Source organism: Bradyrhizobium sp. I1.14.4 (genome assembly GCF_050435825.1).
Classification (GTDB): domain Bacteria; phylum Pseudomonadota; class Alphaproteobacteria; order Rhizobiales; family Xanthobacteraceae; genus Bradyrhizobium.
The window spans coordinates 119,057-143,613 of the sequence record NZ_JBNDLA010000011.1 but is presented as its reverse complement, the minus strand read 5'-3'; the positions used below and the strand labels follow the sequence as shown (position 1 = coordinate 143,613).

Genomic DNA, 24,557 nt, shown 5'->3' with positions numbered 1-24,557 from the left:
GTGATATGGTTACCAATTCCCTTCCCACAATTGGCCCCAAGGTTACGGGAACATGAACTTTCAGGTTGTCGTGAGCGCAGCGACAACCAGCGGCAGGGGTTGGAAGCCGGCCGGCACAGGGATTCGCGGTATCGAAACACCATTAAGGTGAGTTTTGAGCGCTTCCGGCGGTGGCAGCCGCCCGGCATCGTCGGCGGCCAGATCGACGATCAAGCCGACCACGGCCTCGTCCGCGAACGGACAATGGCGGATTCCGAGGCCTCGTATCTCGATCAGACCGGCCAATTGCCGTGCGGGGCGTACCCACAATTGTTCGCCGGCTGTGTCGAGATGGACACGGTCATCCCCCACCAAAATGGCCGGCGGGAGCGCTCCGGTGCGCCCTGCGAGAATCAGATCGAAGGCCAGACGCGACTTGCCGGCGCCCGACGGGCCGCGGATCAGCACCGCACGCTCGCCGACCAGAACGGCGGACGCGTGCACGCTTGAATTGTCGTTCATAGCGTCGGCAGCCTGACCACGAAGCGCGCGCCGGCGACCGAGGGCTTGCCGTCTTCGTCCGCAGGGCCGGGACGGTTCTCGGCCCAGATGCGTCCGCCATGTGCTTCGATGATCTGCTTGGAGATCGAAAGCCCAAGGCCGGAATTCTGGCCAAAGCCCTGATGCGGCCGGTCGGTGTAGAAGCGCTCGAAGATCCGCTCCAGCGCATCCTCGCCGACGCCGGGCCCGTCATCGTCGACCACGATCTCGACCTCGCCGCGGCTGCGGCGGCAGACGATGCGCACCTTGTCGCCCGGCCTGGAGAACGATTGCGCGTTCGACAGCAGGTTCGAGATCACCTGGCCGAGACGGGAATCATGGCCGGGCACCGAGAGCGTATCGGTCGGCCCGCGGCCCTCGAAGCGGGCTTCGACGGCGACGTCGTGGCCGAGCCGGGTCTCGTTGGCGACGCTGGTCAGCGTCGTCAGCAGGCGGCGCAGATCGACCGGTGCCATATCCTGCCGCTGCAATTCGGCATCGAGCCGGCTCGCGTCGGAGATGTCGGAGATCAGGCGGTCGAGGCGCTTGACGTCATGCTCGATCACGGCGAGCAGCCGCGCGCGGCTGTTCTCGTTGCGCGCCAATGGCAGCGTCTCGACCGCGGAGCGCAGCGAGGTCAGCGGGTTCTTCAGCTCATGGGCGACATCGGCAGCGAACATCTCGATCGCCTCGATGCGGCTGTAGAGCGCGTTCGTCATGTCGCGCAGCGCGCCGGAGAGATGGCCGATCTCATCGCGGCGCCCGGTGAAGTCGGGAATCTCGACGCGGGTCTGGATGCGGTGCCGGACGCGTTCGGCGCCGTCGGCGAGCCGCCGCACCGGGCCTGCGATCGTGCTCGCCAGCAACAGCGACAGCATGATCATGACCGCGGACGCGACCCCGCCGATCTTGAGGATGGCGAGGCGCTCGGACATCACCAGCTGGTCGATGTCGTCGCCCTGGGTGGTCAGCATCAATGCGCCGCGCACGGCGCGGAAGTGCTGCACCGGGACGGCAACCGACACGATGATCGCGCCGCGCTCGGTGACGCGCACCGCGCTGCCCTTCATGCCCTCGAGCGATTGCGCGACTTCGGAATAGCCCTTGCCGCCTTCGGGGCCGAGTTCTCGGTAGATCGGCAGGTCGCCGCGGTTGAGCCAGGTCTTGATCGTGGCCTTGGTCTTCTCATACAGCGACGGCTTTTCCGACGGCGGCGGCAGCTCCATGCGAAGCACGTCGCCGCGCGCGAACAGGTTGCGGCTGTCGAGGATCAGGCCGCCATCGCGATCGAAGATGCGGGCCCGTGTCTTGGTCGGCGCGATCAGGCGGCGCAGGATCGGCGCGACGCGCTCGGGATTGATCGGGAAATCGGCCGATTCATCCGGCTGGCCGAAACTCTCGCCGGGCTTCAGGTCGAGCAGCCGGTCGGGATCGATGGTGACGGTATTGCCTTCGACGGTCGCGGAGGCGGCGATCGCCTCCGAGATGATCTCGGCATAGACCAGCAGGCTCTGGGTCCGCGCTTCGATCAGGCCGGCGCGGAATTGCGAGAGATAAAGAATGCTTGCGACCAGCGCGACGAGGCCGGCAAGGTTGAGCGAGACGATGCGGCGCGTCAGGCTCGAGAACGACAGCGCGAAGAAGAACTGACCGGCGCGGCGCAGCCAACCGAGCGGACGGCGCCAGCCTTTGTCCTGCGCCAGGTCGTCAGCCACGGCCTCTTGATCGAGGAGCTGTGACGCGTCCTCGGTGTTCAGTCCCTGCTCGAGCTGCGTTCGATCAAGCACTGGCAAAGCTGCCGGTTGGTATGGATGTCGTCCCGCGAAGCAGACCGTCGCCCGAGCTTACCCCAGCCGTGCGGAGCCTGTCAGTTAACAAGCCGCCCGGGAAGCGCAGATCAGGCTTCCTTGAAGCGATAGCCGACGCCGTACAGCGTCTCGATCATCTCGAAGTCGTCGTCGACCACCTTGAACTTCTTGCGCAGCCGCTTGATGTGGCTGTCGATGGTGCGGTCGTCGACATAGACCTGGTCGTCATAGGCGGCGTCCATCAGCGCGTTGCGGCTCTTCACGACGCCGGGGCGGGTGGCGAGCGCCTGCAGGATCAGGAATTCGGTCACGGTGAGCGTCACCGGCTCGTTCTTCCAGGTGCAGGTGTGGCGCTCCGGATCCATCCGCAGCAGGCCGCGGTCGAGCGCACGGGCGTCCGGCTCCTTCGGTGCGGCGGTCGGATCCTTCGGCTGGCCGCGGCGGAGCACGGCCTTGACGCGTTCGACCAGCAGCCGCTGCGAGAAAGGCTTGCGGATGAAATCGTCGGCGCCCATTTTCAGGCCGAACAATTCGTCGATCTCTTCATCCTTCGAGGTGAGGAAGATCACCGGCAGGTCTGATTTCTGGCGCAGCCGGCGCAGCGTTTCCATGCCGTCCATGCGCGGCATCTTGATATCGAGGATCGCAAGATCGGGCGGCGACGTGCGAAACCCATCCAGCGCCGACGCACCATCCGTGTAGGTCATGATGCGGTAGCCTTCGGCTTCGAGCGCGATCGAGACCGAAGTGAGAATGTTGCGGTCGTCGTCGACCAGGGCGATTGTGGGCATGATCTGCTTTCACAATGAGAGTGGCTTAGACGGCGGGCACTCTGGCGACGCGCCGCAGAAATGGGCTTCGAACGCGGTCAACGAGCAATGCAAGCTGGGCTGAAGTGTGACCGAGTTCCGCAAAAAACGCTCTGCGACCCTAGCGTTGGACCCCCATATAGCACCTTGAGATCATGAGAGAAGTCTCTTTTTCATGCGGAACCGGCCCGATTCGCCCTCAAAAATGACCCGATAGGCCCATGCAACCGACCGCCGGCTTCGACCCTGCCCATCTTGCCCGCTCGCTGCTGCGCCGCAGCCGCCAGGGCGCGCTCGCCACGTTGATGGCCGGTACCGGCGATCCCTATTGCTCCCTGGTCAATCTGGCCAGCCACCCCGACGGCTCGCCGATCCTGCTGATTTCCCGGCTGGCGCTGCACACCAGAAACATCCTGGCCGACCGCCGGGTGTCCCTGATGCTGGACGAACGCGCCGAGGGTGATCCGCTGGAGGGCGCCCGGATCATGCTGGCCGGCCGCGCAGAGGAGGTCGCAGAGGCCGAGCGGGAGCTCGTCCGCCGGCGCTATCTTGGCGCCCATCCAGCGTCGGAAGTCTTTGTAGAATTTAAGGATTTTTCGTTCTTCGTGGTCCGGCCGAGCGGCGCCCATCTGGTGGCCGGGTTCGGCCGCATCGTCGACCTCAAGCCCGCGCAGTTTCTGACCGATCTCGGCGGTGCCGAAGCCCTGCTGGAGGCCGAGCCGGGCGCGGTAGCGCATATGAATGAGGATCACCGCGAGGCGATGAATCTCTACGCCACGCGGCTGCTCGGCGCGGAAAGCGCCGACTGGCTCTGCACCGGCTGCGATCCCGACGGCATGGACATGCAGGCCGGCCGCGACACGCTGCGGCTCGATTTCCCCGAGCGCGTCACCAACGGCACCGAGCTGCGGAAGATGCTGGTGCGGCTCGCCGGCGAGGCGCGCGCCAAGAGGTAGGGCAACAGATAGGCAAGCAAGGGATAGGGCAAAGGGTGGAGGACGACCGGCCGTGCCCGAACGGCGGTGCTGCGCCCGACGAGGCATGGTGTCGCATGCTGTGGTCTCGCTGCGCGTTTGTCGAGGCGGCGTAAGCGTCCTCGAATCGCACGCAGCTCGCTGCTTGCCGGGTATCTGACAGCGCGATCATTTCGTGCCGGCGCGTCACGCCATCGCCCGGTGGGCTCGATGTGCGTGCGAGAGTTTCTAGCACTGCTGCATAGGAGATTAGCCTTATCGCGATGCCCGAACCGAGGTGACGCGCGGATGCGGTTGGGCTGATTGCGTTACCATCGATCGTTGCGGTCGGCGATCTCATCGCCGGCGAACGCGAGCGGCATTGCGGAACATTCGCCGTTGTCGCGCATTGGAGTCGTTCAGCTTCGACGAAGGCGTGTTGAACTGTATCGAATTTGCTGACCTGCAGCTCAACGCCGACCATGTGGTGCTATCCGCGTGCAACACGGTTGCGGACGAGATGCTCACTGCAGTGCTGCGTCAACTCGCGGCAGCTTCCCTCAACGACACACCCTCAGCGCGAAATGCATACCCGGCATTCTGGGCTTTGCTTGCCGCGGGCGCGCGCCGATCGCTGGCACTCTTTGTGCATCGCAACGCCCTGTGCGCATCGGGAAAGGCGACGAAACGTCGCCTGACTGCTGTGAAAACAACGGGAAAGCGAAAGCGAAGCGAAAGGGTTTCGCGCTGCGGTATTTGCATCAGATGATGTGCCTGCCTCGGAATAAACCAAAAGCCGTTCGACTGGCTTGGCAAGCCCGGCGATCCCCACTATTAGGTCGCCGGACCGGGGCCGAGAGGCTATATTCTGATGACGGTCACCGCGGCGAGGCGCGATTGGCGACATTCGCGCGAACAAGGATACGCGGGTTCGAGGAGGTTCTTCGTGCAAGAGACGGGCGTGCATAACGGTGCCTTCGGCGCCGACAAATTCGGCTTAAAAAATCTCAAGGGCGTGCATTGGAACTATGGCGCGCCTCAGCTCTACGAGCATTCGCTGCGCAATGGCGAAGCGGTGCTGTCCGCCGACGGCGCGCTTTGCGCGGACACCGGTGTGTTCACCGGCCGCAGCCCGAAGGACAAGTTCACGGTCCGCGACGGCCTGACCGACAAGAGCATGTGGTGGGCCGGCAATCAGTCGATCACCTCGGAGCAGTTCGCGGCACTTCATGCCGACTTCCTCAAGCATGCCGAAGGCATGACGCTGTTCGCGCAGGACCTCTATGGCGGCGCCGATCCGAAGCATCGGATCAAGACGCGGGTCTTCACCGAGCTTGCCTGGCACTCGCTGTTCATCCGCACGCTTCTCATTCGCCCCGAGGCGTCGGAGCTCGCGAGCTTCGTGCCGGAACTCACCATCATCGACCTGCCGAGCTTCCGCGCCGATCCGAAACGTCACGGCTGCAAGTCGGAGAACGTGGTCGCGATCGATTTCGCCCGCAAGATCGTCCTGATCGGCGGCTCGCAATATGCCGGCGAGATGAAGAAGAGCGTGTTTACCACGCTGAACTATTACCTGCCCGAGAAGGGCGTGATGCCGATGCACTGCTCGGCCAATGTCGGCCCCGACGGCGACACCGCGATCTTCTTCGGCCTGTCCGGCACCGGCAAGACCACGCTGTCGGCCGATCCCAAGCGCACGCTGATCGGTGACGACGAGCATGGCTGGAGCGAGGACGGCGTCTTCAATTTCGAGGGCGGCTGCTACGCCAAGTGCATCAAGCTGTCGGGCGAAGCCGAGCCGGAAATCTATGCCGCCAGCAAGCGCTTCGGCGCGGTGCTGGAAAACGTCGTGCTCGGTGAACGCGACCGCGTTCCGGATTTCGACGACGGCTCGAAGACCGAGAACACCCGCTCGGCCTATCCGCTCGACTTCATCCCGAACGCCTCGCGCACCGGCTGCGCGCCGCATCCGAAGAACGTGGTGATGCTCGCCGCCGACGCCTTCGGCGTGATGCCGCCGATCGCCAAGCTGACGCCGGCGCAGGCGATGTATCACTTCCTGTCCGGCTACACCGCGAAGGTCGCCGGCACCGAGCGTGGTCTCGGCAACGAGCCGCAGCCGGAATTCTCGACCTGCTTCGGCTCGCCGTTCCTGCCGCGCGATCCGTCGGTCTACGGCAACATGCTGCGCGAGCTGATCGCCAAGCACAATGTCGATTGCTGGCTGGTCAACACCGGCTGGACCGGCGGCAAGTACGGCACCGGCCGCCGCATGCCGATCAAGGCGACGCGCGCGCTGCTCACAGCGGCGCTGAACGGCAGCCTGCGTAATGCCGATTTCCGCACCGACAGGTATTTCGGCTTCGCGGTGCCGACCTCGCTGCCGGGCGTCGAGCCGCACATCCTCGATCCGATCAAGACCTGGGCCGACAAGGCCGAGTTCGACAAGACCGCGCGCGCGCTGGTCGGCATGTTCCAGAAGAACTTTGCCAAGTTCGAAGCGCAGGTCGACGCCGAAATCCGCGCCGCCGCGCCGGAAGTGAAGCTGGCGGCCGAGTAATTCGCGCAAGCGACACGCGATTTGAAAAGGCGGCCCTCGCGGCCGCCTTTTTTGTTTGCCCACCCAGCTCGGCGACATCTCAATCCGTCAACCTGAGCAGCGAACGGCGCCACATACTCCACTGTCGTCCCGGCTTTCGCCGGGACGACATCGAGCGTGTTGCTCCGCTACTCGCCCATCTCGGGCAGCACCGCATTGCTCGGCGTCTGCCTATCGGTGATCTGCAGGCCGAACAGGCTGCCGATCAGTTCGACGGCGACGCGCGCGGTGCGGCCGCGCTCGTCGAGGAAGGGATTGAGCTCGACGATATCGAGCGAGCGCACCAGCCCGGAATCGTGCAGCAGCTCCATAATGAGATGGGCTTCCCGATAAGTCGCCCCACCGGGCACCGTGGTGCCGACGCCGGGCGCGACCGCCGGATCGAGGAAGTCGACATCGAACGAGACATGCAGCACGCCGTTCTTCGCCCTGACGCGATCGATGACGCGGCGGGTCAGCACGGCGACGCCGAACTCGTCGATCTGGCGCATGTCTGAGATCGAGACGTTGCGTTGCCGCAGCAGCTTGCGCTCCAGCGGATCGACCGAGCGCGTGCCGATCAGGTCGAGCTGATCGGGCGGGATCGAGGCGCGCGGCAGCCCGCCGAGCAGGTCGTCGAGGCCGGGCTCGCCGCACAGGAACGCCGCCGACATGCCGTGCATGTTGCCGGTAATGGTGGTGGCCGGCGTGTTGTAGTCCGCATGTGCGTCGACCCACAGCGCGAACAGCGGCCGGCCCTTTTCCTGCCAGTAGCGTGCGACGCCGTTGATCGACCCCATCGACAACGAATGATCGCCACCCATGAAGATCGGGATCGCGCCGGAATGCGCCAGCCAGTAGGCGCGCTCGGAGAGCGCGCGGGTCCAGGTCTTCACTTCGTCGTAGAATTTGGTGTTGGCCGGCACCGGGCCGTCGGCGACGACCGCCGGGATCGCAAGGTTGCCGTGGTCATCGACCTGGAAGTCGAGCTGCTCGAGCAGGCGCGCGATGCCTGCCGTGCGCAGCGCGTCCGGTCCCATCAGCGGGCCGGGCTGCGACGCGCCGATCTCGATGGGAACGCCAAGCAAGGCGATGCGCGAGGGTTTGGAATTGTCGGCTCCGGACATGCGGCAGGGCTCCCAAAGGCGTGGAACAGAAGCGACGCGCCAATGTTCCCTCAACCCTTGAAATAGGCAACCCGGTCCAATTCGACCATGTGGATAGTTGCGCTCAGCGCCCTGGTTGAATCAGAAACTGACGCCCAGATTCTTGCTTTGAGGCGTTTTCTTCACGCCGACCGGTGCCCATCCCGCATCAAGTGCGGGACAGGCTTCGCTCGAAAGCGCTATGCCTTGAAATAGGCGATCTGCGTCGTGGTGGCGAGCAGGCGGCCGGAGGGCGACCACAATTCGCCGTGCTGGTCGCCGTAGCTCTTGTGGAAGATCTTGGCATCGGCTGTGGCGAGCACGCGGGGCGTATCCTCTGCATTCAGGTCGGCTGCGTCGACGTGGAAATAGGTCGTCAGCGACACCGTGCCGAACGGCACCAGCTCGTGCCGCGCATGGAAGACGCGGCCGAAGAACGCGTCCGACATCGACATCAGCGACAGCGCGTCGACCTTGCGCGGCACGCGGTCGGCGATCCAGAGTTTTGAATAAGGACGCGACAGCTCCTTCGCGGCACCGCCGCCGAGCTTCGGCTCGCCCTCGGCGAAGCGGAAATCGTACTGGTTGGCCCAGGTCATCGCGAGCTTCGGATAGGACCGCAGCTGCTCGAACGGCACAGCACCGGGAAAATCGGCCGGCTGGTGCGACCAGGACGGGCGGCGCTCGGCGAACACGGCAGTCGCCAGCGTCGCGACCTCACCGCCACCTTGCGTCATCTCAACCGACCAATGCTGGCTCGAACGGTTGGCCTTCACCAGGCGGACATCGAGATCGAACCCGCCCTCGGCGACCGGCGCGCAATAATTGACCGTCAGCGCCAGCGGATCGCCCGCGCGCTGCGGATGCTGCATCAGCGCCCGCAGGATGGTCGCGGCGGTACAGCCGCCGAACGGGCCGACGAACGCCCAGTAATCCGGGCTGGTCCGTCCCTGCCAGCGGCTGTCGCCGGCAGTCACGGCAGTGGCTTCATCGAAAAGGTGCGGAGCCTTGGTGAGCATGCAATTCCTTAAGTACCGATCCGTGCCGCCGTCATTCGGCGGTCAGGTCGCTGCGCTCGCAATCACAGCGTGACGTTCGGCTGCAATATCGCGGGCTATCGCGCGAAATTCAATGACGTCGGACGTAATCGATTTCCGCGCGCGGGGATTACGCCTTCGCCTCGCGCTGGTTGCCAAGCTGCGGCGATGTGCCCGGATGCACCGGCACGTGCCAGATGTCCTCGGCATATTCGCGGATGGTGCGGTCGGACGAGAACCACGCCATCCGCGCCACGTTGAGGATCGAGGCCCGGGTCCATGCCGGGATCACCTGCCAGCGGGCATCGATACCGCGCTGCGCGTCATAGTAGGAATCGAAATCGGCCGAGACCATGTAGTGATCGAGGTATCGCAGCGCGTGCCCGATCGAGGCGAAGCGGGCGGCATCGCCGGGCGAGAACTCGCCGCTCTCGACGGCGCGGATCGCGCGCTCGAGCCGCGGCGATTTGCGGATCACATCGCTGGCATCGAGGCCCTGCTTGCGGCGGACCATGACGTCGCCGGCCTCGAGGCCGAAGATCGCGATGTTCTCGGGCCCGACCGCGTCGCGGATCTCGATATTGGCGCCGTCGAGCGTGCCGATCGTCAATGCGCCATTCAGCGCGAGCTTCATGTTGCCGGTGCCGGAGGCCTCCATGCCGGCGGTCGAGATCTGTTCGGAGAGATCGGCGGCCGGGATGATCACCTCAGCGAGGCTGACATTGTAGTCGGCGAGGAAGGCGACCTTCAGCTTGCCGCCGAGGGAGGCGTCATTGTTGACGACCTCGGCGACGTCGTTGATCAGCTTGATGATGAGCTTGGCGTAGCGGTAGCTCGCCGCCGCCTTGCCCGCGAAGATTTTCACGCGCGGCGCCCAGTCGCGCTGCGGCTCGTCCTTCATCGCGTGGTAGAGCGCGATCGTCTCCAGGATGTTGAGCAGCTGCCGCTTGTATTCGTGGATGCGCTTGATCTGCACGTCGAACAGCGCCGACGGGTCGACCTTGATGTGGTTGCGCTCGCTGATCAGCCGCGCCAGCGCCAGCTTGTTGTGATGCTTGACGTCACGGAAGCGCTTCTGGAATTCGAGATCGCTCGAGTGGGTCTCGAGCCGTTCGAGCAGCGAGAAGTCGTCGAGCACAGCCTCGCCGCAGGTCTCGCGCAGCAGCGCGGTCAGCTCGGGATTGGCCAGCATCAGCCAGCGGCGGAAGGTGATGCCGTTGGTCTTGTTGGTGATGCGCGACGGGTAGAGATGATGGAGGTCGTGGAACACGGTCTCCTTCATCAGGTCGGAATGCATCGCCGAGACGCCGTTGATGCGGTGCGAGCCGACGAAGGCGAGCTGGCCCATTCGCACGCGGCGGCCGCTGCGCTCGTCGATCAGCGAGACCGAGGCGCGATACTCGATGTCGCCGGGGAAGCGCTCCTCGGCGAGCGCGAGATGGGCCACGTTGATGCGGTAGATGATCTCGAGATGCCGCGGCAGCAGCCGCTCGAACAATTCGACCGGCCAGGTTTCGAGCGCCTCCGGCAGCAGCGTGTGGTTGGTGTAGGACAGCGTCGCGACCGTGATCTTCCAGGCCTCGTCCCAGCGGAAACTGTGCACGTCGACAAGGATCCGCATCAGCTCGGTGACCGCAAGGCTCGGATGGGTGTCGTTGAGCTGCACGGCGGCCTTCTGCGCGAGGTTGCGCAGTCCGCCGTCGGAGGCGAGATGCCGCTTCACGAGATCCTGCAACGAGGCCGAGACGAAGAAATACTCCTGGCGCAGCCGGAGCTCGCGGCCGGCCGCGCTCTCGTCGTTCGGATAAAGGAATTTGCAGATCGCCTCCGCACGCGCCTGCTCGGCGCTGGCCGAGACGTAGTCGCCGGTGTTGAAGACGTCGAGCTTGAGCGGATCGGGCGCATGCGCCGACCATAGCCGAAGCGCGTTGACGTGCTGGCCGCGCCAGCCGACGATCGGCGTGTCGTAGGCCATCGCCTCGACGGCTTCCGCCGGATGCCAGGTGGCGCGGTCGCGGCCGCGGTCATCGACATGCTCGACATGGCCGCCGAAGTGGACGTTGTAGACCACCTCCGGCCGTTGGAATTCCCAGGGGTTACCGAAGGCGAGCCACTCGTCGGGATATTCCTGCTGCCAGCCCTGGTTCATGATCTGGCGGAACAGGCCGAAATCATAACGAATGCCGTAGCCGGTCGCGGGGATCGCCAGCGTCGCCATGCTTTCCATGAAGCAGGCCGCGAGCCGCCCGAGGCCGCCATTGCCGAGCGCCGCATCCGGCTCGCATTTGCGCAGGTCCGAGAGATCGACGCCGAGGTCGCCGAGCGCGGCCTCGAACAGCGGCAACAATCCCATATTGTTCAGCGCGTCGGTGAACAGGCGGCCGATCAGGAATTCGAGCGAGAGATAATAGACGCGCTTGGCGCCGGCGTCGTAGGTCTGCTTCTCGGCCGTCAGCCAGTGGTGCACGATGCGGTCGCGCAGCGCCAGCGCCGCCGCCTTGTACCAGTCGCGCCTAGTCGCCATGCCGGCGTCCTTGCCGATGGCAAGCCGGAGCTTGGCCAGGATCGCGCTCTTGATCTCGGTCAGCGCCAGCTCGTCGATCGGCTGGTTCAATGCCGGGTAGTCTGTTTGTTCCTGCAACGCACCCAATCCCTGCCGTTCAGACGGGAACATGATGCGACGACAAGCATCACGATCTCGTCTCCTTGTTTGAGCATGATCCCCTCGGAAATTCCGGTGTCAGTGGCTTTCCCGATCGTGCTCCAACACAATGATACGCGCGTTGCATGCCAATCGAAACTGTCCGGGACAAGGCCATACACAGCGCTGCCGCAATTTTATGCAAGGACCGGGCCGATTTAGAGGCCTTCGGAACCGTCATTGCCGGTGCTACGATTGGCCGTGAAAGCCGGGATTTTGCGACAAATTGGCGGAGGATGCGTGATGAGACTCTTGATCGAGATCGCGGCCGCGGCGTTGCTCGTGGTGTGCATCACGGCCACAAGCGCAGCCTATGCGGCGGGCAAACCGGGCCGCAGCGCCGACGGTCTGAGCTGCGGCTTCAGCGTCACGCAGAACGCATCGCCGGCCGCGCGCTGCGCCGCCATCAAGCGGCAATGCGGCGGCAAGTTCTACGCGAATGCCTGCGGTGACAAATTGCTGTCGGCAGCGAATTAAGCGGCGGCAAAACGCGCCTTCACGCGCAATCGGGAACACCGTGGTGATACGGATTTCCAAGACTTAACGAGTTCTTTACAAACACAGCTGTCGCTCGTGGGGCGGGCACAATTTTCAGCTCCGACGCATTTCATTCCGAAGCAATTTTCAACGGGCCGCTGACCTAGTCAGCGGCCCGAATTGCTTTGCGGGGTGGGCGAGCATGCGACCGCTTTTTCATGAGGCAAGGCAGTTACCGCAATTCGTCGCCCCGGCGAAGGCCGGGGCCCATAACCACAGCCGTCAGAGAAGATGGGACAGGTCGCTCCACTCCGGATTGTCTTGTTCGATCAGGCGAATCTTCCAGTCGCGGCGCCATTCCTTCAGCGCTTTTTCCTGTGCGATCGCCTCCTGTGGTGAAGCGTAGACCTCCATGTAAACCAGTCGCATGACGCCGTACTTCTTGACGAACTGTGAGCCGCGTCCAGAGCGATGAAGCGTAAGCCGATTGCAAAGATCGTTGCTGACGCCGATGTAGAGCGTTCCGTGGCGGCGGCTCGCGAGAATGTAAACGTAATAGACGGCGGCATTCATTTCGCGGCACCGATCACGTGAGATGTCCGATAGCGGTGGTTATGGGCCCCGGCCTTCGCCGGGGCGACGCCCATTGATGGCATCAGAACGAATTAAGAACACTTTAGCAAGTCTTTGATATATCGTTGTGATTCGGCGCCTGCGCCGGCACAATATCTATGGTCTCTCAGTCTCCGCGAGGACTACATGTCCACCATCGCCTTTGATCAATTCGCCCTGACCCGGATTGCCGATTTCGCGCGGTCGCTGTCGCGGCTGCACCAGGTCTCGCGGCGCCAGCCGATCGACGACGACCAGCTCGATCGCGAGTTCAACGCGGTCTGCATGTCGGTCTGGGGCTACACCACCGATGACTTCAGCGACGAGCTGTTCTCGGACGAGGATCATGCCTGGCTCGATACACTCGATGAGGCGCATGCGCGCATCTTCGCAGGTGAGCAGGGCTACGACCTGGTCGACGATCACGGCATGCTGACGGACTGGTGGGGCTATTGCTGGATGATCCTGGCCGAGAAGCGCGGCCTCCTCAACCCGGAGAACCGCGCGGCCGCGCGGGCCGCGATCGAGGAGAAATACATGGCCGCGCCGAACGTGATCGGCGTGATCGTGGCGCGCTGACTGGCGCAGCTCGAAGCCGCAGCCGTCGCTCGAAACCGCTAGTCCGCCTCGGCCCGCTTGGCGGGCTTTGCGGCGTTGGCTTTCGGCACCGCCGAGGCTGGCGCTGACGGCGCGACATCGCGGCTGGTTTCCGGCGGCGGCGCATCGCTCGCGATCTCCGCGCTGACGGGAGCGACCTTCATTTCGCCGAGCCGGGCGCGGACCGCCGCGGTCAATCCCGGATAGGAGGCGACCGGCGTGAAGTCGAAGGACTGTTCGTTGCCGACGCGGACGCCGGTGTAGGCGACCAGGCCGTCGGTGGTCGCGATCACGTCGCCGGCACGCAGTGAAGCATCGAGCGCGAGGTCGACCGGCGCGAGCCCTGCCGGGTCGCGGCCGTTGCAGGTGCAGTCGGCACGCAGCGCCTTGCGATAGGCGAAGGCGTTCTCACTGTCGGCGTAGCGCTCACCCGTGGTCGACGCGGAGCTGTCGATATTGCTGCCGTAATAGACCTTGGTCGCGCTCGCGGGACAGAACGCCTGGCAGAGCTGCGCCGGCGTCGCGTTGCCGCGCATCGTCAGCGGGAAATACTTGCCGTCGCAGCTGCGCACACAGTACGCCGGTCCGGAACCCGCCACGCGCGGTGCCGACACCGGCGCGGATGTCTGCCGTTCCGGCTGCTGGTTGAGGCCGAACGGATCGGCAAAGAAATTGGCTTGCGGCGGGGCCTGCCGGCCCTGCTGTTTCTGGGAACCGCCGAAGAAGAAATCGAACAGCCCTTCGGCTGACACGGGAGCGGGCACGACCAGGACGGAACCCGCAAAGGCTGCGGCGGCAAGCATCACGCGGCGCCGCATGCGCCGATCACTCAACTCTGTACGCAACGCCAACTCCACCCGACGCGCCACGCCGCGGCGACAAGCTGCCCCGGCGGATTCACGATAACGCGGGATGGTAAACGAGCGATTGATTAGGTGACGGCGTCACAAGAAGGTCGCGCCAACTCCTCTTCACCTCGCCCCGCCTGCGGGGAGAAGTCGGATCGCATGAAGCAAAGCGAAATGCGATCCGGGTGAGGGGGTACAGGTCCCTCGACAGTTGCAAGCGCGGAGAGACCCCAACCCTCTCCCCGCAAGAGCGGGGCAAGGGAGAAGAGACCGTCAGTCCTTCAGGAACTCGCCGGCCTTGTACAGCGCGCGGAACGGCAAGCCGGCCTCGGCAAACGTCTCGGTGGCGCCTTCCTCGCGGTCGACCATGGTGAAGACCAGCGCGATCTCGCCGCCGGCCTCGCGCACCGCTTCCACCGCCTTCAGCGCGGAGCCGCCGGTGGTGGTGACGTCCTCGACGATCACGATCCGCTTGCCTGCCAGCGTCTCGCCCTTGGCAAGCCCCTCGACGGCAAGCCGCGCACCGTGCTCCTTCGGCTTCTTGCGCACGAAGAACGCGGCGATCGGATGGCCCTTCAGCCAGGACAGCTGCGCGATGGCGCCGGCCAGCGGCACTGCGCCCATCTCGAGCCCGCCGACGAAATCGAGCCGGTCGTCTTTCAACGCCTCATAGGTGAGTTCGGCGAGCAGCGCCGCGCCCTCGGGATCGAGCATCGTCGGCTTCAGGTTGAAATAGAAGTCGCTCTTGCGGCCCGACGCCAACGTGATCTCGCCGCGGCCGAACGAGCGCTTGCGGATGATCTCGGCGAGGCGGGCGCGGGAAGCTGATTTGGACAAGGCGTCTTCTTTCCGGTTTGAGGCGGCGGCAATCTATCGGCGCCGGCGGGCACATTCCAGCGCGGAAATTCAGCCGTCAACAGTGCCCACGCCGCGATTTCAGCTGGCGAGCTTGCGGAAAGCGCGGGTTGTGCGGCCGTTGCATTCCCCGTAAGCAGGCGCCAAACAGTTGCACCGGAAGCGGAAATGACCATCGAGCTGCACACTTGGAACACGCCCAACGGCCGCAAGATTTCCGTCGCCCTGGAGGAAATGGGGCTGCCCTACAAGGTGATCCCGGTGAATATCGGCAAGGGCGAGCAGATGGCGCCCGGCTTCCTCGCGATCAGCCCGAACAACAAGATCCCGGCGATCGTCGATCCCGATGGTCCCGGCGGCAAGCCGGTCAGCATCTTCGAGTCCGGCGCGATCCTGCTTTATCTGGGCGAGAAGACCGGCAAGTTCCTGCCGAAACCGCTGGCGGAGCGGATCCCGGTCTATGAGTGGCTGATGTGGCAGATGGGCGGTTTCGGTCCGATGCCGGGCCAGGTGCACCATTTCATCGCGCTGGAGAATGAGCAGGACCGCGCCTACGGCCTGAAGCGCTACATGGCCGAGACGCGGCGGCTCTACGGCGTGCTGGACCGCAGGCTTGCCGACCGCGATTTCGTCGCCGGCGATCTCTCGGTCGCCGATTTCGCCATCCTCGGCTGGGCCTGGCGTCATCCGCGCCACAAGGTCGATCTGGCCGACTTTCCCAACGTGAAGCGGTGGTATGAGACGCTGATGGCCCGCCCCGCCACCAGGCGCGGCATGGACGCGAAGCTGGACTAATCGAATCTGTCGTTGCCGGGCTTGACCCGGCAATCCATCTTCTTCGTGAATGCATCTCAGCGCCTGCATGCGCAGGCGATGGATGCGCGGGTCCCGTCTACGCCAAGGCTTCGACGAGGCTAACGGTCTGAGGCGCGCCGAAGCTTTAGCGAAGGCGGCAAGCCCGCGCATGACGAGTCGGGCTCACGCCCTGCGCGCCTCGAGCGCCATCTTCATCGCCAGCCCCGCAAGCACGGTGCCCATCAGCCAGCGCTGTACCAACAGCCAGCTCGGGCGGGTGCCGAGGAACACCGCGATCGAGCCCGCGGCGAGCGCGATCATCGCGTTGACGCTGACGCTGATCACGATCTGGATCGAGCCGAGCGCGAGCGACTGCGTCAGCACGCTGCCGCCGGCGGGATCGATGAACTGCGGCAGCAGCGCCAGATAAAGCATCGCGATCTTCGGGTTGAGCAGGTTGGTGACAAAGCCCATCGCGAACAATTTGCGCGGGCCGTCGACCTCGAGCGCCTTGACCTGGAACGGCGAGCGGCCGCCGGGCTTCAGCGCCTGCCACGCCAGCCAGAGCAGATAGGTGGCGCCGGCAAAACGCAGCGCGTCATAGGCGTAGGGAATTGCAAACAGCAGCGCGGTGATGCCGAACGCCGCGCACAGCATGTAGAACACGAAGCCGAGCGCCACGCCGCCGAGCGAGACGATGCCGGCCCCCGGCCCTTGCGTGATCGAGCGCGAGATCAGGTACATCATGTTCGGCCCGGGCGTCAGCACCATGCCGAGGCAGACGAGTGCAAAGCCGAGCAACGCGGATATATGGGGCATGTCAGGTCTCGCGAGGGGATACACACACTTCTAGCGTGTCATCCGCCGCGCGGCCATGCCAGAATTGCTCTCGGAGCAATGTGCCCCGCCGTCATGGCCGGGCTTGTCCCGGCCATCCACGTCTCTCTTGGCCATGACACGGAGACGTGGATGCCCGGGACAAGCCCGGGCATGACGAATCTACCGGGACGTAATCGCGCTGATCCTCAAATGCGATTGCCCTGCCGCAAGCGGGAGAGGCGAAGAAAGCTAATGCGCCTCGTCCCAGTTGTTGGCGGCGCGGGCGTCGACCTGCAGGGGCAGCGACAGGATCACGGCCGGGAACGGTGCGTCCTGCATCACCTTCTGCACGACCGGCAGCGTCGCCGCGACTTCGCCGTCGGGCACCTCGAAGATCAGTTCGTCATGCACCTGCAGCAGCATCTGCGCCGAGAGTTTCTTCTCGGCGAGCGCGTCCTCGACCCGGATCATGGCGCGTCGGATGATGTCGGCGGCGGTGCCCTGCAGCCGCGCATTGATCGCGGCGCGCTCGTTGAAGGCGCGCACCGAGGCGTTGGACGCCTTGATGTCGGGGTAGTAGCACTTGCGCCCGAACAGCGTCGTCACATAGCCGTTGCGGCGGCAGAAATCCTTGGTCTCGTCCATATAGGCGCGGATGCCGGGGAAGCGCTCGAAATACTTCTTGATGTAGGCCGAGGCTTCCTCGCGGGCGATGCCGAGCTGGTTGGCGAGGCCGAATGCCGAGATGCCGTAGATGATGCCGAAGTTGATCGCCTTGGCGCGGCGGCGCACCTCGCTCGGCATGTCCTTGATCGGTACGCCGAACATTTCGGAGGCGGTCATGGCGTGAATGTCGAGGCCGTCGCGGAACGCCTGGCGCAGCACCGGGACGTCGGCGATCTCCGCGAGCAGCCGCAACTCGATCTGGGAGTAGTCGGCCGACACCAGCTTGTGGCCCGGCGTCGCGATGAAGGCGCGGCGGATCTTGCGGCCGTCCTCGGTGCGCACCGGGATGTTCTGCAGGTTCGGCTCGTTCGACGACAGCCGGCCCGTGGTGGTCGCGGCCAGCGCGTAGGTGGTGTGGACGCGATGGGTCTGCGGGTTGACATAGGTCGGCAGCGCGTCGGTGTAGGTCGATTTCAGCTTCGAGACCTGGCGCCATTCCAGGATCTTCTTGGGGAATTCGTGGCCCTGCTCGGCGAGCTCGTCGAGCACCTGCGCGGTGGTCGACCACGCGCCGGTCTTGGTCTTGCTGCCGCCGGGCAATCCCATCTTGCCGAAGATGATGTCGCCGATCTGTTTCGGGCTGCCGACATTGACCGGCTCGCCGGCGATCTCCTGGATATCGGCCTCGACGCGCGCCGCGGTCTGGGCGAACTCGCCCGACAGCCGCGACAGCACCTGGCGGTCGATCGAGATGCCGCGCCGCTCCATCCGCGCCAGCACCGACACCAGCGGCCGCTCCAGCGTCTCGTAGACCGTCATCATCCGCTCGGCGACAAGGCGCGGCTTCAGCACGCGCCACAGCCGCAGGATCAAATCGGCGCTTTCGGCCGCATATTCGGTGGCCTTGTCGATCGTGACCTGATCGAAAGTCAGCTTGCCCTTGCCGCTGCCGACGAGGCTGCCGTAGTTCACCACGGCATGGCCGAACCAGCGCTCGGCGAGCGCCTCCAGCGCATGCGAGCCGCGGCCGGCATCGAGCGCGTAGGACATCAGCTGCGCGTCGTCGATGTTGCGCAGCGTGACGCCGTGCTGCGCCAGCGTCACCGCGGTGAACTTGACGTTGAAGCCGGCCTTCTGGATGCCGGCGGATTCCAGCAGCGGCTTCAGCGCCTTCAGCGCGTCGGCGGTCTTGAGCTGGCCGGGCGCGAGACCGGCATCGAACAGCCCGGCGCCGCCACCGGCCTGCCGATGGCTGAGCGGGATGTAGCAGGCATCGTTCGGCGCCACGGCGAGCGCCAGTCCCGACAGCTCGGCCTGCATCGGGTCGATCGATTCCGACATCGCCTCGATCGCGATGTAGCCGGTGTCGTGCGCGCGCGCGACCAGGGCGTTGAGCTGTTCGAGATTGCCGATCGCCTGGTACGCCTTGCGATCGAAGCCGGTCTTGCGGATCGCCTCGCCGCGGGCCTCGGCCAGCGTCGCCGGCGTGCCCTTGAGGTTCGAGTTCTTGTCGTCGCGCGCGCCGGTCGGCTTGGCTTTCGGCAGTGGTGCTGCGGCCGACGTCGGCGTGCCTCCGGGCGCCGGCGTCACATCCGACGGCGGCAGCGGCGAGAACACGCTCGCGCCGCTCTTGTTGCCGGGATCGGCGTCGACATTGGCCGGGTCGATCTGCGCGTAGTCCGCGACGCGGCGGGTGAGGGTGGAGAACTCCATCGCCTTGAGGAAGGCGATCAGCCGGCGCGAGTCGGGATCGTGCACGGCGAGATCGTCGAGCGGCACGTCGAGCTCGACCTTGTCGTCGAGAAGCACGAGCTGGCGCGAGATCCGCGCCTTCTCGGCGTTCTCGAGCAGTGCCTCGCGCCGCTTCGGCTGCTTGATCTCGGCGGCGCGGAACAGCAGCTGGTCGAGATCGCCATACTCGATGATCAGCTGTGCCGCGGTCTTGACGCCGATGCCGGGCACGCCGGGCACGTTGTCGGTGGAGTCGCCGGCCAGCGCCTGCACCTCGACCACCTTCTCCGGCGGCACGCCGAATTTCTCGATCACCTCGTCGCGGCCGATGCGGCGATCCTTCATCGTGTCGTACATCACGACCTGGTCGTTGACGAGCTGCATCAGGTCCTTGTCGGATGACACGATCGTCGTGGTCGCGCCGCGCTCGGTCGCCAGCCGCGCATAGGTCGCGATCAGATCGTCGGCCTCGAAGCCGACCTGCTCGAGGCAGGGCAGCTCGAAGGCGCGCACCGCTTCGCGGATCAGCGCGAATTGCGGGATCAAATCATCGGGCGCCGGCGGCCGGTGCGCCTTGTAGTCGGGATAGAGCTTGTTGCGGAACGTGATCTCCGACTTGTCGAACACGATCGCCAGATGCGTCGGGCGGTTGTCTTCGGGCATGTCGCGCAAAAGCTTCCACAGCATGTTGCAGAAGCCGAGCACGGCGTTGACCTGCAGCCCGTCGGACTTGCGGTTCAGCGGCGGCAGCGCGTGGTAGGCGCGGAAGATGTAGGACGAACCATCGACCAGGAAGACGTGGTCGCCCTTCGCCGCGGCCTTGGCGGCAACGGGCGTGGGCGCGGTCTTCGGAGCTGGCTTGGCGGAGTCTTTGGAGGCTGTTTTCGGCATGGCCGAAACTTAGGGATTTTTGCGCAAATTGACAGCCTTTGTGTCGCTGAATCCGCGTTTGCCACACAAGCAATTGTCGTCCTGGCGAAGGCCGGGACCCATTACCTCAAAGAGGTGTTGCCGGGATTCTCTGGGGCCCCAGCTTCACCCAACTGAGGCACTCGTGGTTATGGGTCCTGGCTTTCGCCAGGACGACATCGAGAATACTACGCCTTGTCGCCGGTCGGCGAGAACAGATAGCCGCCGCCCCGGATGGTCCGGATCACCGACGGCTTGGTCGGGTCGAATTCGATCTTGCGGCGGATGCGCATGATGCGCAGGTCGACGGCGCGGTCGAAGGCCTCGGCGTCGCGCGCATTGGCCAGTTCCAGCAGCCGCTCGCGCGACAGCACCCGCTTCGGATTGGCCGCGAACACTTTCAGCAGGCCGAATTCGGAGGCCGTCAGCGGATGCTCGTTGCCCTCGTCGTCGCGCAACGCCTGGGCCTCGAGATCGAGCCATTTGGTGCCGAACCGCACCAGCTGCTCCTTCCCGGCCTTCGCGCTAGCCGGATCCGGCGCAGCTGATTTCGCGGGTCCACTCCGCCGCAGCACCGAGCGGATGCGCGCCATCAGCTCGCGCAGTTCGCAGGGCTTTGCCACGTAGTCGTCGGCGCCAAGTTCGAGCCCGACCACCCGATCGATCGGGCTGGCAGTAGCTGTCAGCATGATGACGGGGACGTTGATCTTGCTCTTGAGGTCGCGAATGATCGAAAGCCCGTCTTCCTCGGGCATGTTGAGGTCCAGCACCACGAGATCGGGCGTGCTGCTCTCGATCTCCTTGCGTAGGCTCTTGCCGCCATCGCACAGCGTCACGCCGAAGCCGTGCATCTTGAGGTAATCGCCGACCATTTCGCGGGCCGGCGCCTCGTCGTCGACGATGAAGATATGCGGTGTCTGGCTCATGATGTCTCTGTCGCCGGCAGTGTAACCGTAAAGGTCGACCCCTGTCCGGGGCCCGGGCTCTGTGCGGTCACATGGCCGCCATGCATGTCGATGATGCGCTTGACGATGGAAAGGCCGAGGCCGGTCGAGCTTTCGCCCGCGGTCGGCTTGGCCGACAGCCGCTGGAACCGGCCGAACAGCCGGCTGAGATCCTCGGGGCTGAGGCCCGGGCCCTGGTCGACGATGCGGATCACGGTGTCGTCCGCCTCATGGCTGACCGTGACCGTGATCTTGCCGCCGATCGGCGAATACTTGATGGCGTTGCTGACCAGGTTGTCGATCGCCTCGCGGATCCGGTCGGCGTCGCACATCGTGACGAATTGCTGCGGTCCCGAGACCGAGATGCTCTGCTGCTTGTTGACGGCCGAGGGCAGGTTGGCCTCGGTGACCTCGTTGACGAGGGCCGCGACGTCGACCGGCTCGCGGCGGATGGTGATGTCGAACGCATCGGCCATCGCATCGGAGATCAGATGGTCGACCATCGAGGTCAGCCGCTTGGTGGCGTCCCTGATGTGTTCGACCTGGCCGGTGACGTTTTCCTTCGGCGAGCCGGCGCCGATCAGTTCGGTCAGCATCTCGGTGCGGCCGAGGATCACGCCGAGCGGATTCTTCAAGTCGTGGGCGACGGTGCCGAGGATTTCGTTCTTGAAGCCGTTGGCGCGCTGCAGCCGCAGCCATTGCGCCGACAGCCGCCGGTTGGCCTGCATCAGCGCGCGGGTGCGCTGCACGACGCGGTCCTCGAGCTGGGTGTTGGCCTCGTGCAGCTGCTGGTAGAGGATCACATTGTCGAATGCGATCGACAGCCGGCTCGAGAAGATCTCGACCAGCGCACGGTCGGTGTCGGAGAGCTGGCGCTCGGCCTGCAGCAGCACCACGACCTCGCGGCCGCTGCCGGTGCGCGAATAGAGCACGCTGCGGTGGTCGGCGAACTCGTTCTTGCGGCGCTGGAATGCAGCTTCCACCATCGACCTCAGGTCCGGATCGAGCGCCTTTGATGAGGTGGTGCCGATGAATCGGCTGTAGCAGCCCGAGCAGGCCAGCACCGAGAAATCCGGCACGGCCGCGTTGCCGTCGTCGCGCAACACCAAAATGCCGGCACAGTCGACATTGAGCAGCGACGCGAGCTGGGTCAGCACGCCTTCGGCCAGCCGCTGCATCGACTTGAAGTCGTACAGTGTCGAGGCCGCATCGATGATGATCTCGAGCCCGCGCCTTGTCTGCACCATGCGCTCGAGCTGCTGGTAGCTGCGCAGCGCGGCGGTCAGCGAGGTGAACAGCTTGTCGGCGGTGAGCTCGGTCTTCGCCTTGTAGTCGTTGATGTCGTACTGCACGATGACGCGCCGTTCCGGCGCCTGGCCGGGCTGGCCGGTGCGCAGGATGATGCGGACGGTCTCGTTCTTGATCTCGTTGCGGATGTACTCGACGAGTTCGAGACCGGCGACGTCGGTCTCCATGATGACGTCGAGCAGCACGGCTGCGATGTCGGGATTGTCCCGCATCAGCGTGCGGCCGTCTGCCGCGGAATAGGCGGAGAGAATCTCCAGCGTCGCGCCGTTCAGATTGTAGTCGCTGAGCGCGAAACGGGTGCCTTCATGGACGGCGTGATCGTCGTCGATCACGGCGATCTTCCATTTGCGGGCCGACGAGTCCTCCGGGGGGCTCTCGGTATCGTCGATCAGTTGGAGGACATCGTCCTGTTCGGCCATTGACTGGTTCCGTCGGCTGCTGCGTCAGTGATCGTGGGCTCCCCCTTGGCGATCCTGGGCATGATAATGCGAAAAGTGGTGCCTTGTCCTACCCTTGACTCCAGCATCATGCGTCCGCCGAGCTGCTGGGTGACCAGGTTATAGACGATGTGGAGGCCGAGGCCCGTACCACCTTCGTTGCGGCGCGTCGTAAAGAACGGGTCGAACGCCTGCCGCTGCACGTCCGGCGTCATGCCAGCCCCGTCGTCTACAAAGATGATCTCGACATCATCGGCGCCACGCCCGCGCGCCGAGATCGTGATAGTGCCGGAGCGGCCATCGGCGAAGGCATGATTGACGGCGTTGAGGAAAAGATTGGTTAAGATCTGCCCATAGGCGCCGGGATAGCCGTCGATCAGCAGCCCCTCGGGCACATCGACGGACAGCGCGATCGCAGCCTTTTTCAGGACCGGCCGCAGGCTCGCCACGATCTGGTCGGTCGATTCGCTTAAGGCAAACTGGCGGCGCTCGGCATGCGAGCGGTCGACGGCCACCTGCTTGAACGACTGGATCAGTTCGCCGGCGCGCTGCAGATTCGCGACCAGTTGCTGCGATGCGTCACGCGAGGCGCGCACGAATTCGTCGAGCTTGGAGCGGCGCAGCGGTTCGGTCTTCAGGTCGTTCTCGAACATCTCGCTGCGGCGCGCGAAGCTCGAGGCCACCGTCAGGCTGATGCCGATCGGGTTGTTGACCTCATGGGCGACGCCGGCAACGAGGCCGCCGAGTGCCGCGAGTCGCTCGGCATCGATCAGGTTCTGCTGCGCGGCATTGAGCTCGAGCAGCGCGCTCTCGGCCTTCTCCTTGGCGGTGCGCAGCTCGTCCTCGGTCTTGCGCTTGGCAATCGCATTTTCGCGAAATACTTCGACGGCACGCGCCATGGCGCCGACCTCGTCCTTGGCCGACGTGCCCTGTACCGGCCGGTCGAGGTCCCCCGAGGTGATGGTGCGCATTGCGGCCATGATCTGCGCCAGCGGCAGCCGGATCGACAGTGCGATCATGACGCCGGCGGACATGATGACGCCGAGGAAGATCACGGCAATCGACAGCACCCGGCGCGAGATCGACGTCAGCGTCCTGTCGAACGTCTCCTGCGCCTTCTGCCCGCGCTGGCGCATCTTCACCGAGAGATCGTCGATCGCGCCGATCGCATCGGCCTGGCTGGCGTCGATCGAGTTGCGCAACAGGTCGGTGCGGTTGGAGAGCTGTTCGCTGAGCTTGCCGAGCCCGTCGCGCAGCTCGGCGGTCTTGATCTTGAGCCGCGCCAGCGCCATGCGCTGCAAATCGTTCTCGGCCAGATCGGTCATGACGGGAATCGTCTTCTCGATCGTATCGATGTTGCGGCGGGCTTCCTCGGCCGACGACGAGGCAAGCGAAAGATAATAGGCGTTTGCGGCCACCAGCAGCGAGGTGAACGCTTCACGCGACTTGCCGAGCGCAGGCCAGATCAGTGCGTCGCGATGGCCGGTGGCGCCCTCGATGATCGAATAGAGCCCGGCCATGTCCTTGGTCGGGGACAGCACCTGTTCGTCATAGGTCTTGGAGATCGTGGTCTGCACGGTGCGCAATTCACCGAAGCCGTCGAGGAAACGGCTGGTGACGCGCTCCAGCTGCTCGACCGAGCCCGACAGCATCGGGTCGGTCGAGGCCCGGTTGGTCAGCGTGCCGAGCACGGCCTCGCGCAACAGCAGGATTTCCGCGAACAGGTCCGGGCTCGGCTGGTTGATGTAGCGATGGATCAGGTTCTGCAGACGGCTGGTCTCGCTTTCGAGCCTGGCCAGGATCTTGTCGGATTCCCGCACCTGGCGGACATCCTCCCAGGCCGACCCGAGCACCTTCGCGCCGTTCCAGATCAGCACCGCCAGCACGATCACGACCGCGGAGTTGAGCAGCGCGATCGAAAGGATGCGCCAGCGGATCGGCACCGCGCGCAGCAACTGGACGATGCGGAAGCGGCCCTGCGGCCCAAAGGCCGCCGGCCGTCGCAT

20 protein-coding genes are annotated in these 24,557 nt (G+C 64.9%); 6 read left to right on the top strand and 14 right to left on the bottom strand.

Annotated features, from left to right (window positions below):
* Positions 1–60: 60 nt before the first annotated feature.
* The 3 genes from ABIB78_RS22755 to ABIB78_RS22745 form a co-directional block, all read right to left on the bottom strand.
* Entirely contained in the window at positions 61–501 is a 441-nt protein-coding gene (locus ABIB78_RS22755; protein ID WP_429028823.1) for an HPr kinase/phosphorylase, read from the bottom strand.
* Positions 498–2,306: a stimulus-sensing domain-containing protein gene (locus ABIB78_RS22750; RefSeq protein WP_429028821.1), complete on the bottom strand. Its 1,809-nt coding sequence runs from the start codon at positions 2,304–2,306 to the stop codon at positions 498–500. The genes ABIB78_RS22755 and ABIB78_RS22750 overlap by 4 nt, the downstream gene beginning before the upstream one ends.
* 110 nt (positions 2,307–2,416) lie before the next feature.
* Positions 2,417–3,118, bottom strand: a complete 702-nt coding sequence (locus tag ABIB78_RS22745; RefSeq protein ID WP_016843287.1) for a response regulator transcription factor — start codon at positions 3,116–3,118, stop codon at positions 2,417–2,419.
* 239 nt (positions 3,119–3,357) lie between these two features.
* On the opposite strand from ABIB78_RS22745, the gene ABIB78_RS22740 reads away from it, so the two are divergent.
* From ABIB78_RS22740 to ABIB78_RS22730, 3 genes are all read left to right on the top strand, one after another.
* Complete coding sequence (locus ABIB78_RS22740) at positions 3,358–4,092, top strand: HugZ family protein (RefSeq protein WP_429028819.1); 735 nt, start codon at positions 3,358–3,360, stop codon at positions 4,090–4,092.
* 379 nt (positions 4,093–4,471) lie between these two features.
* Positions 4,472–4,858 (top strand): hypothetical protein, encoded by a 387-nt coding sequence (locus ABIB78_RS22735; protein WP_429028817.1) that lies wholly within the window; start codon positions 4,472–4,474, stop codon positions 4,856–4,858.
* Positions 4,859–5,035: 177 nt separating this feature from the next.
* Complete coding sequence (locus ABIB78_RS22730) at positions 5,036–6,652, top strand: phosphoenolpyruvate carboxykinase (RefSeq protein ID WP_429028815.1); 1,617 nt, start codon at positions 5,036–5,038, stop codon at positions 6,650–6,652.
* A gap of 167 nt (positions 6,653–6,819) precedes the next feature.
* Here ABIB78_RS22730 and rocF read toward each other — a convergent pair whose 3' ends face one another.
* From rocF to ABIB78_RS22715, 3 genes are all read right to left on the bottom strand, one after another.
* Positions 6,820–7,797 (bottom strand): arginase, encoded by a 978-nt coding sequence (gene rocF, locus ABIB78_RS22725; protein WP_429028813.1) that lies wholly within the window; start codon positions 7,795–7,797, stop codon positions 6,820–6,822.
* Positions 7,798–8,015: 218 nt separating this feature from the next.
* Entirely contained in the window at positions 8,016–8,834 is an 819-nt protein-coding gene (locus tag ABIB78_RS22720) for an acyl-CoA thioesterase (protein ID WP_429028811.1), read from the bottom strand.
* Between the two features lie 148 nt (positions 8,835–8,982).
* The gene (locus ABIB78_RS22715; protein ID WP_429028809.1) at positions 8,983–11,526 is read right to left on the bottom strand and encodes a glycogen/starch/alpha-glucan phosphorylase; all 2,544 of its coding nucleotides are present in this window, start codon (positions 11,524–11,526) and stop codon (positions 8,983–8,985) included.
* 270 nt (positions 11,527–11,796) lie between these two features.
* Between ABIB78_RS22715 and ABIB78_RS22710 the strand changes: the two genes are divergently transcribed.
* Complete coding sequence (locus tag ABIB78_RS22710) at positions 11,797–12,030, top strand: hypothetical protein (RefSeq protein ID WP_429028808.1); 234 nt, start codon at positions 11,797–11,799, stop codon at positions 12,028–12,030.
* Between the two features lie 282 nt (positions 12,031–12,312).
* Here ABIB78_RS22710 and ABIB78_RS22705 read toward each other — a convergent pair whose 3' ends face one another.
* Positions 12,313–12,603, bottom strand: a complete 291-nt coding sequence (locus ABIB78_RS22705) for a GIY-YIG nuclease family protein (RefSeq protein ID WP_429028806.1) — start codon at positions 12,601–12,603, stop codon at positions 12,313–12,315.
* A gap of 186 nt (positions 12,604–12,789) precedes the next feature.
* Here ABIB78_RS22705 and ABIB78_RS22700 point away from each other — a divergent pair, with 186 nt between their 5' ends.
* Positions 12,790–13,221, top strand: coding sequence for a hypothetical protein (locus ABIB78_RS22700; protein ID WP_429028804.1), 432 nt, complete (start codon positions 12,790–12,792; stop codon positions 13,219–13,221).
* A gap of 38 nt (positions 13,222–13,259) precedes the next feature.
* On the opposite strand, the gene ABIB78_RS22695 is transcribed toward ABIB78_RS22700, so the two are convergent.
* Entirely contained in the window at positions 13,260–14,057 is a 798-nt protein-coding gene (locus ABIB78_RS22695; protein WP_429028802.1) for a DUF2865 domain-containing protein, read from the bottom strand.
* Between the two features lie 303 nt (positions 14,058–14,360).
* On the bottom strand, positions 14,361–14,924 hold the full coding sequence (pyrE, locus tag ABIB78_RS22690) for an orotate phosphoribosyltransferase (protein WP_173639249.1): 564 nt from the start codon (positions 14,922–14,924) through the stop codon (positions 14,361–14,363).
* A 186-nt stretch (positions 14,925–15,110) separates the two neighbouring features.
* On the opposite strand from pyrE, the gene ABIB78_RS22685 reads away from it, so the two are divergent.
* Complete coding sequence (locus ABIB78_RS22685) at positions 15,111–15,737, top strand: glutathione S-transferase family protein (protein ID WP_429028800.1); 627 nt, start codon at positions 15,111–15,113, stop codon at positions 15,735–15,737.
* Positions 15,738–15,920: 183 nt separating this feature from the next.
* On the opposite strand, the gene ABIB78_RS22680 is transcribed toward ABIB78_RS22685, so the two are convergent.
* The 5 genes from ABIB78_RS22680 to ABIB78_RS22660 all read right to left on the bottom strand — a co-directional run bounded on the left by ABIB78_RS22680 (position 15,921) and on the right by ABIB78_RS22660 (position 24,557).
* Positions 15,921–16,556, bottom strand: a complete 636-nt coding sequence (locus tag ABIB78_RS22680; RefSeq protein WP_429028798.1) for a LysE family translocator — start codon at positions 16,554–16,556, stop codon at positions 15,921–15,923.
* A gap of 249 nt (positions 16,557–16,805) precedes the next feature.
* The gene (polA, locus tag ABIB78_RS22675; RefSeq protein ID WP_429028796.1) at positions 16,806–19,844 is read right to left on the bottom strand and encodes a DNA polymerase I; all 3,039 of its coding nucleotides are present in this window, start codon (positions 19,842–19,844) and stop codon (positions 16,806–16,808) included.
* Between the two features lie 206 nt (positions 19,845–20,050).
* On the bottom strand, positions 20,051–20,788 hold the full coding sequence (locus ABIB78_RS22670; protein ID WP_429028794.1) for a response regulator: 738 nt from the start codon (positions 20,786–20,788) through the stop codon (positions 20,051–20,053).
* A complete protein-coding gene (locus ABIB78_RS22665; RefSeq protein ID WP_429028792.1) occupies positions 20,785–22,533 on the bottom strand; it encodes an ATP-binding response regulator in 1,749 nt (582 codons plus the stop codon). The genes ABIB78_RS22670 and ABIB78_RS22665 overlap by 4 nt, the downstream gene beginning before the upstream one ends.
* Positions 22,503–24,557, bottom strand: a complete 2,055-nt coding sequence (locus ABIB78_RS22660; protein ID WP_429028916.1) for an ATP-binding protein — start codon at positions 24,555–24,557, stop codon at positions 22,503–22,505. Before ABIB78_RS22660 ends, ABIB78_RS22665 begins: the two co-directional genes overlap by 31 nt.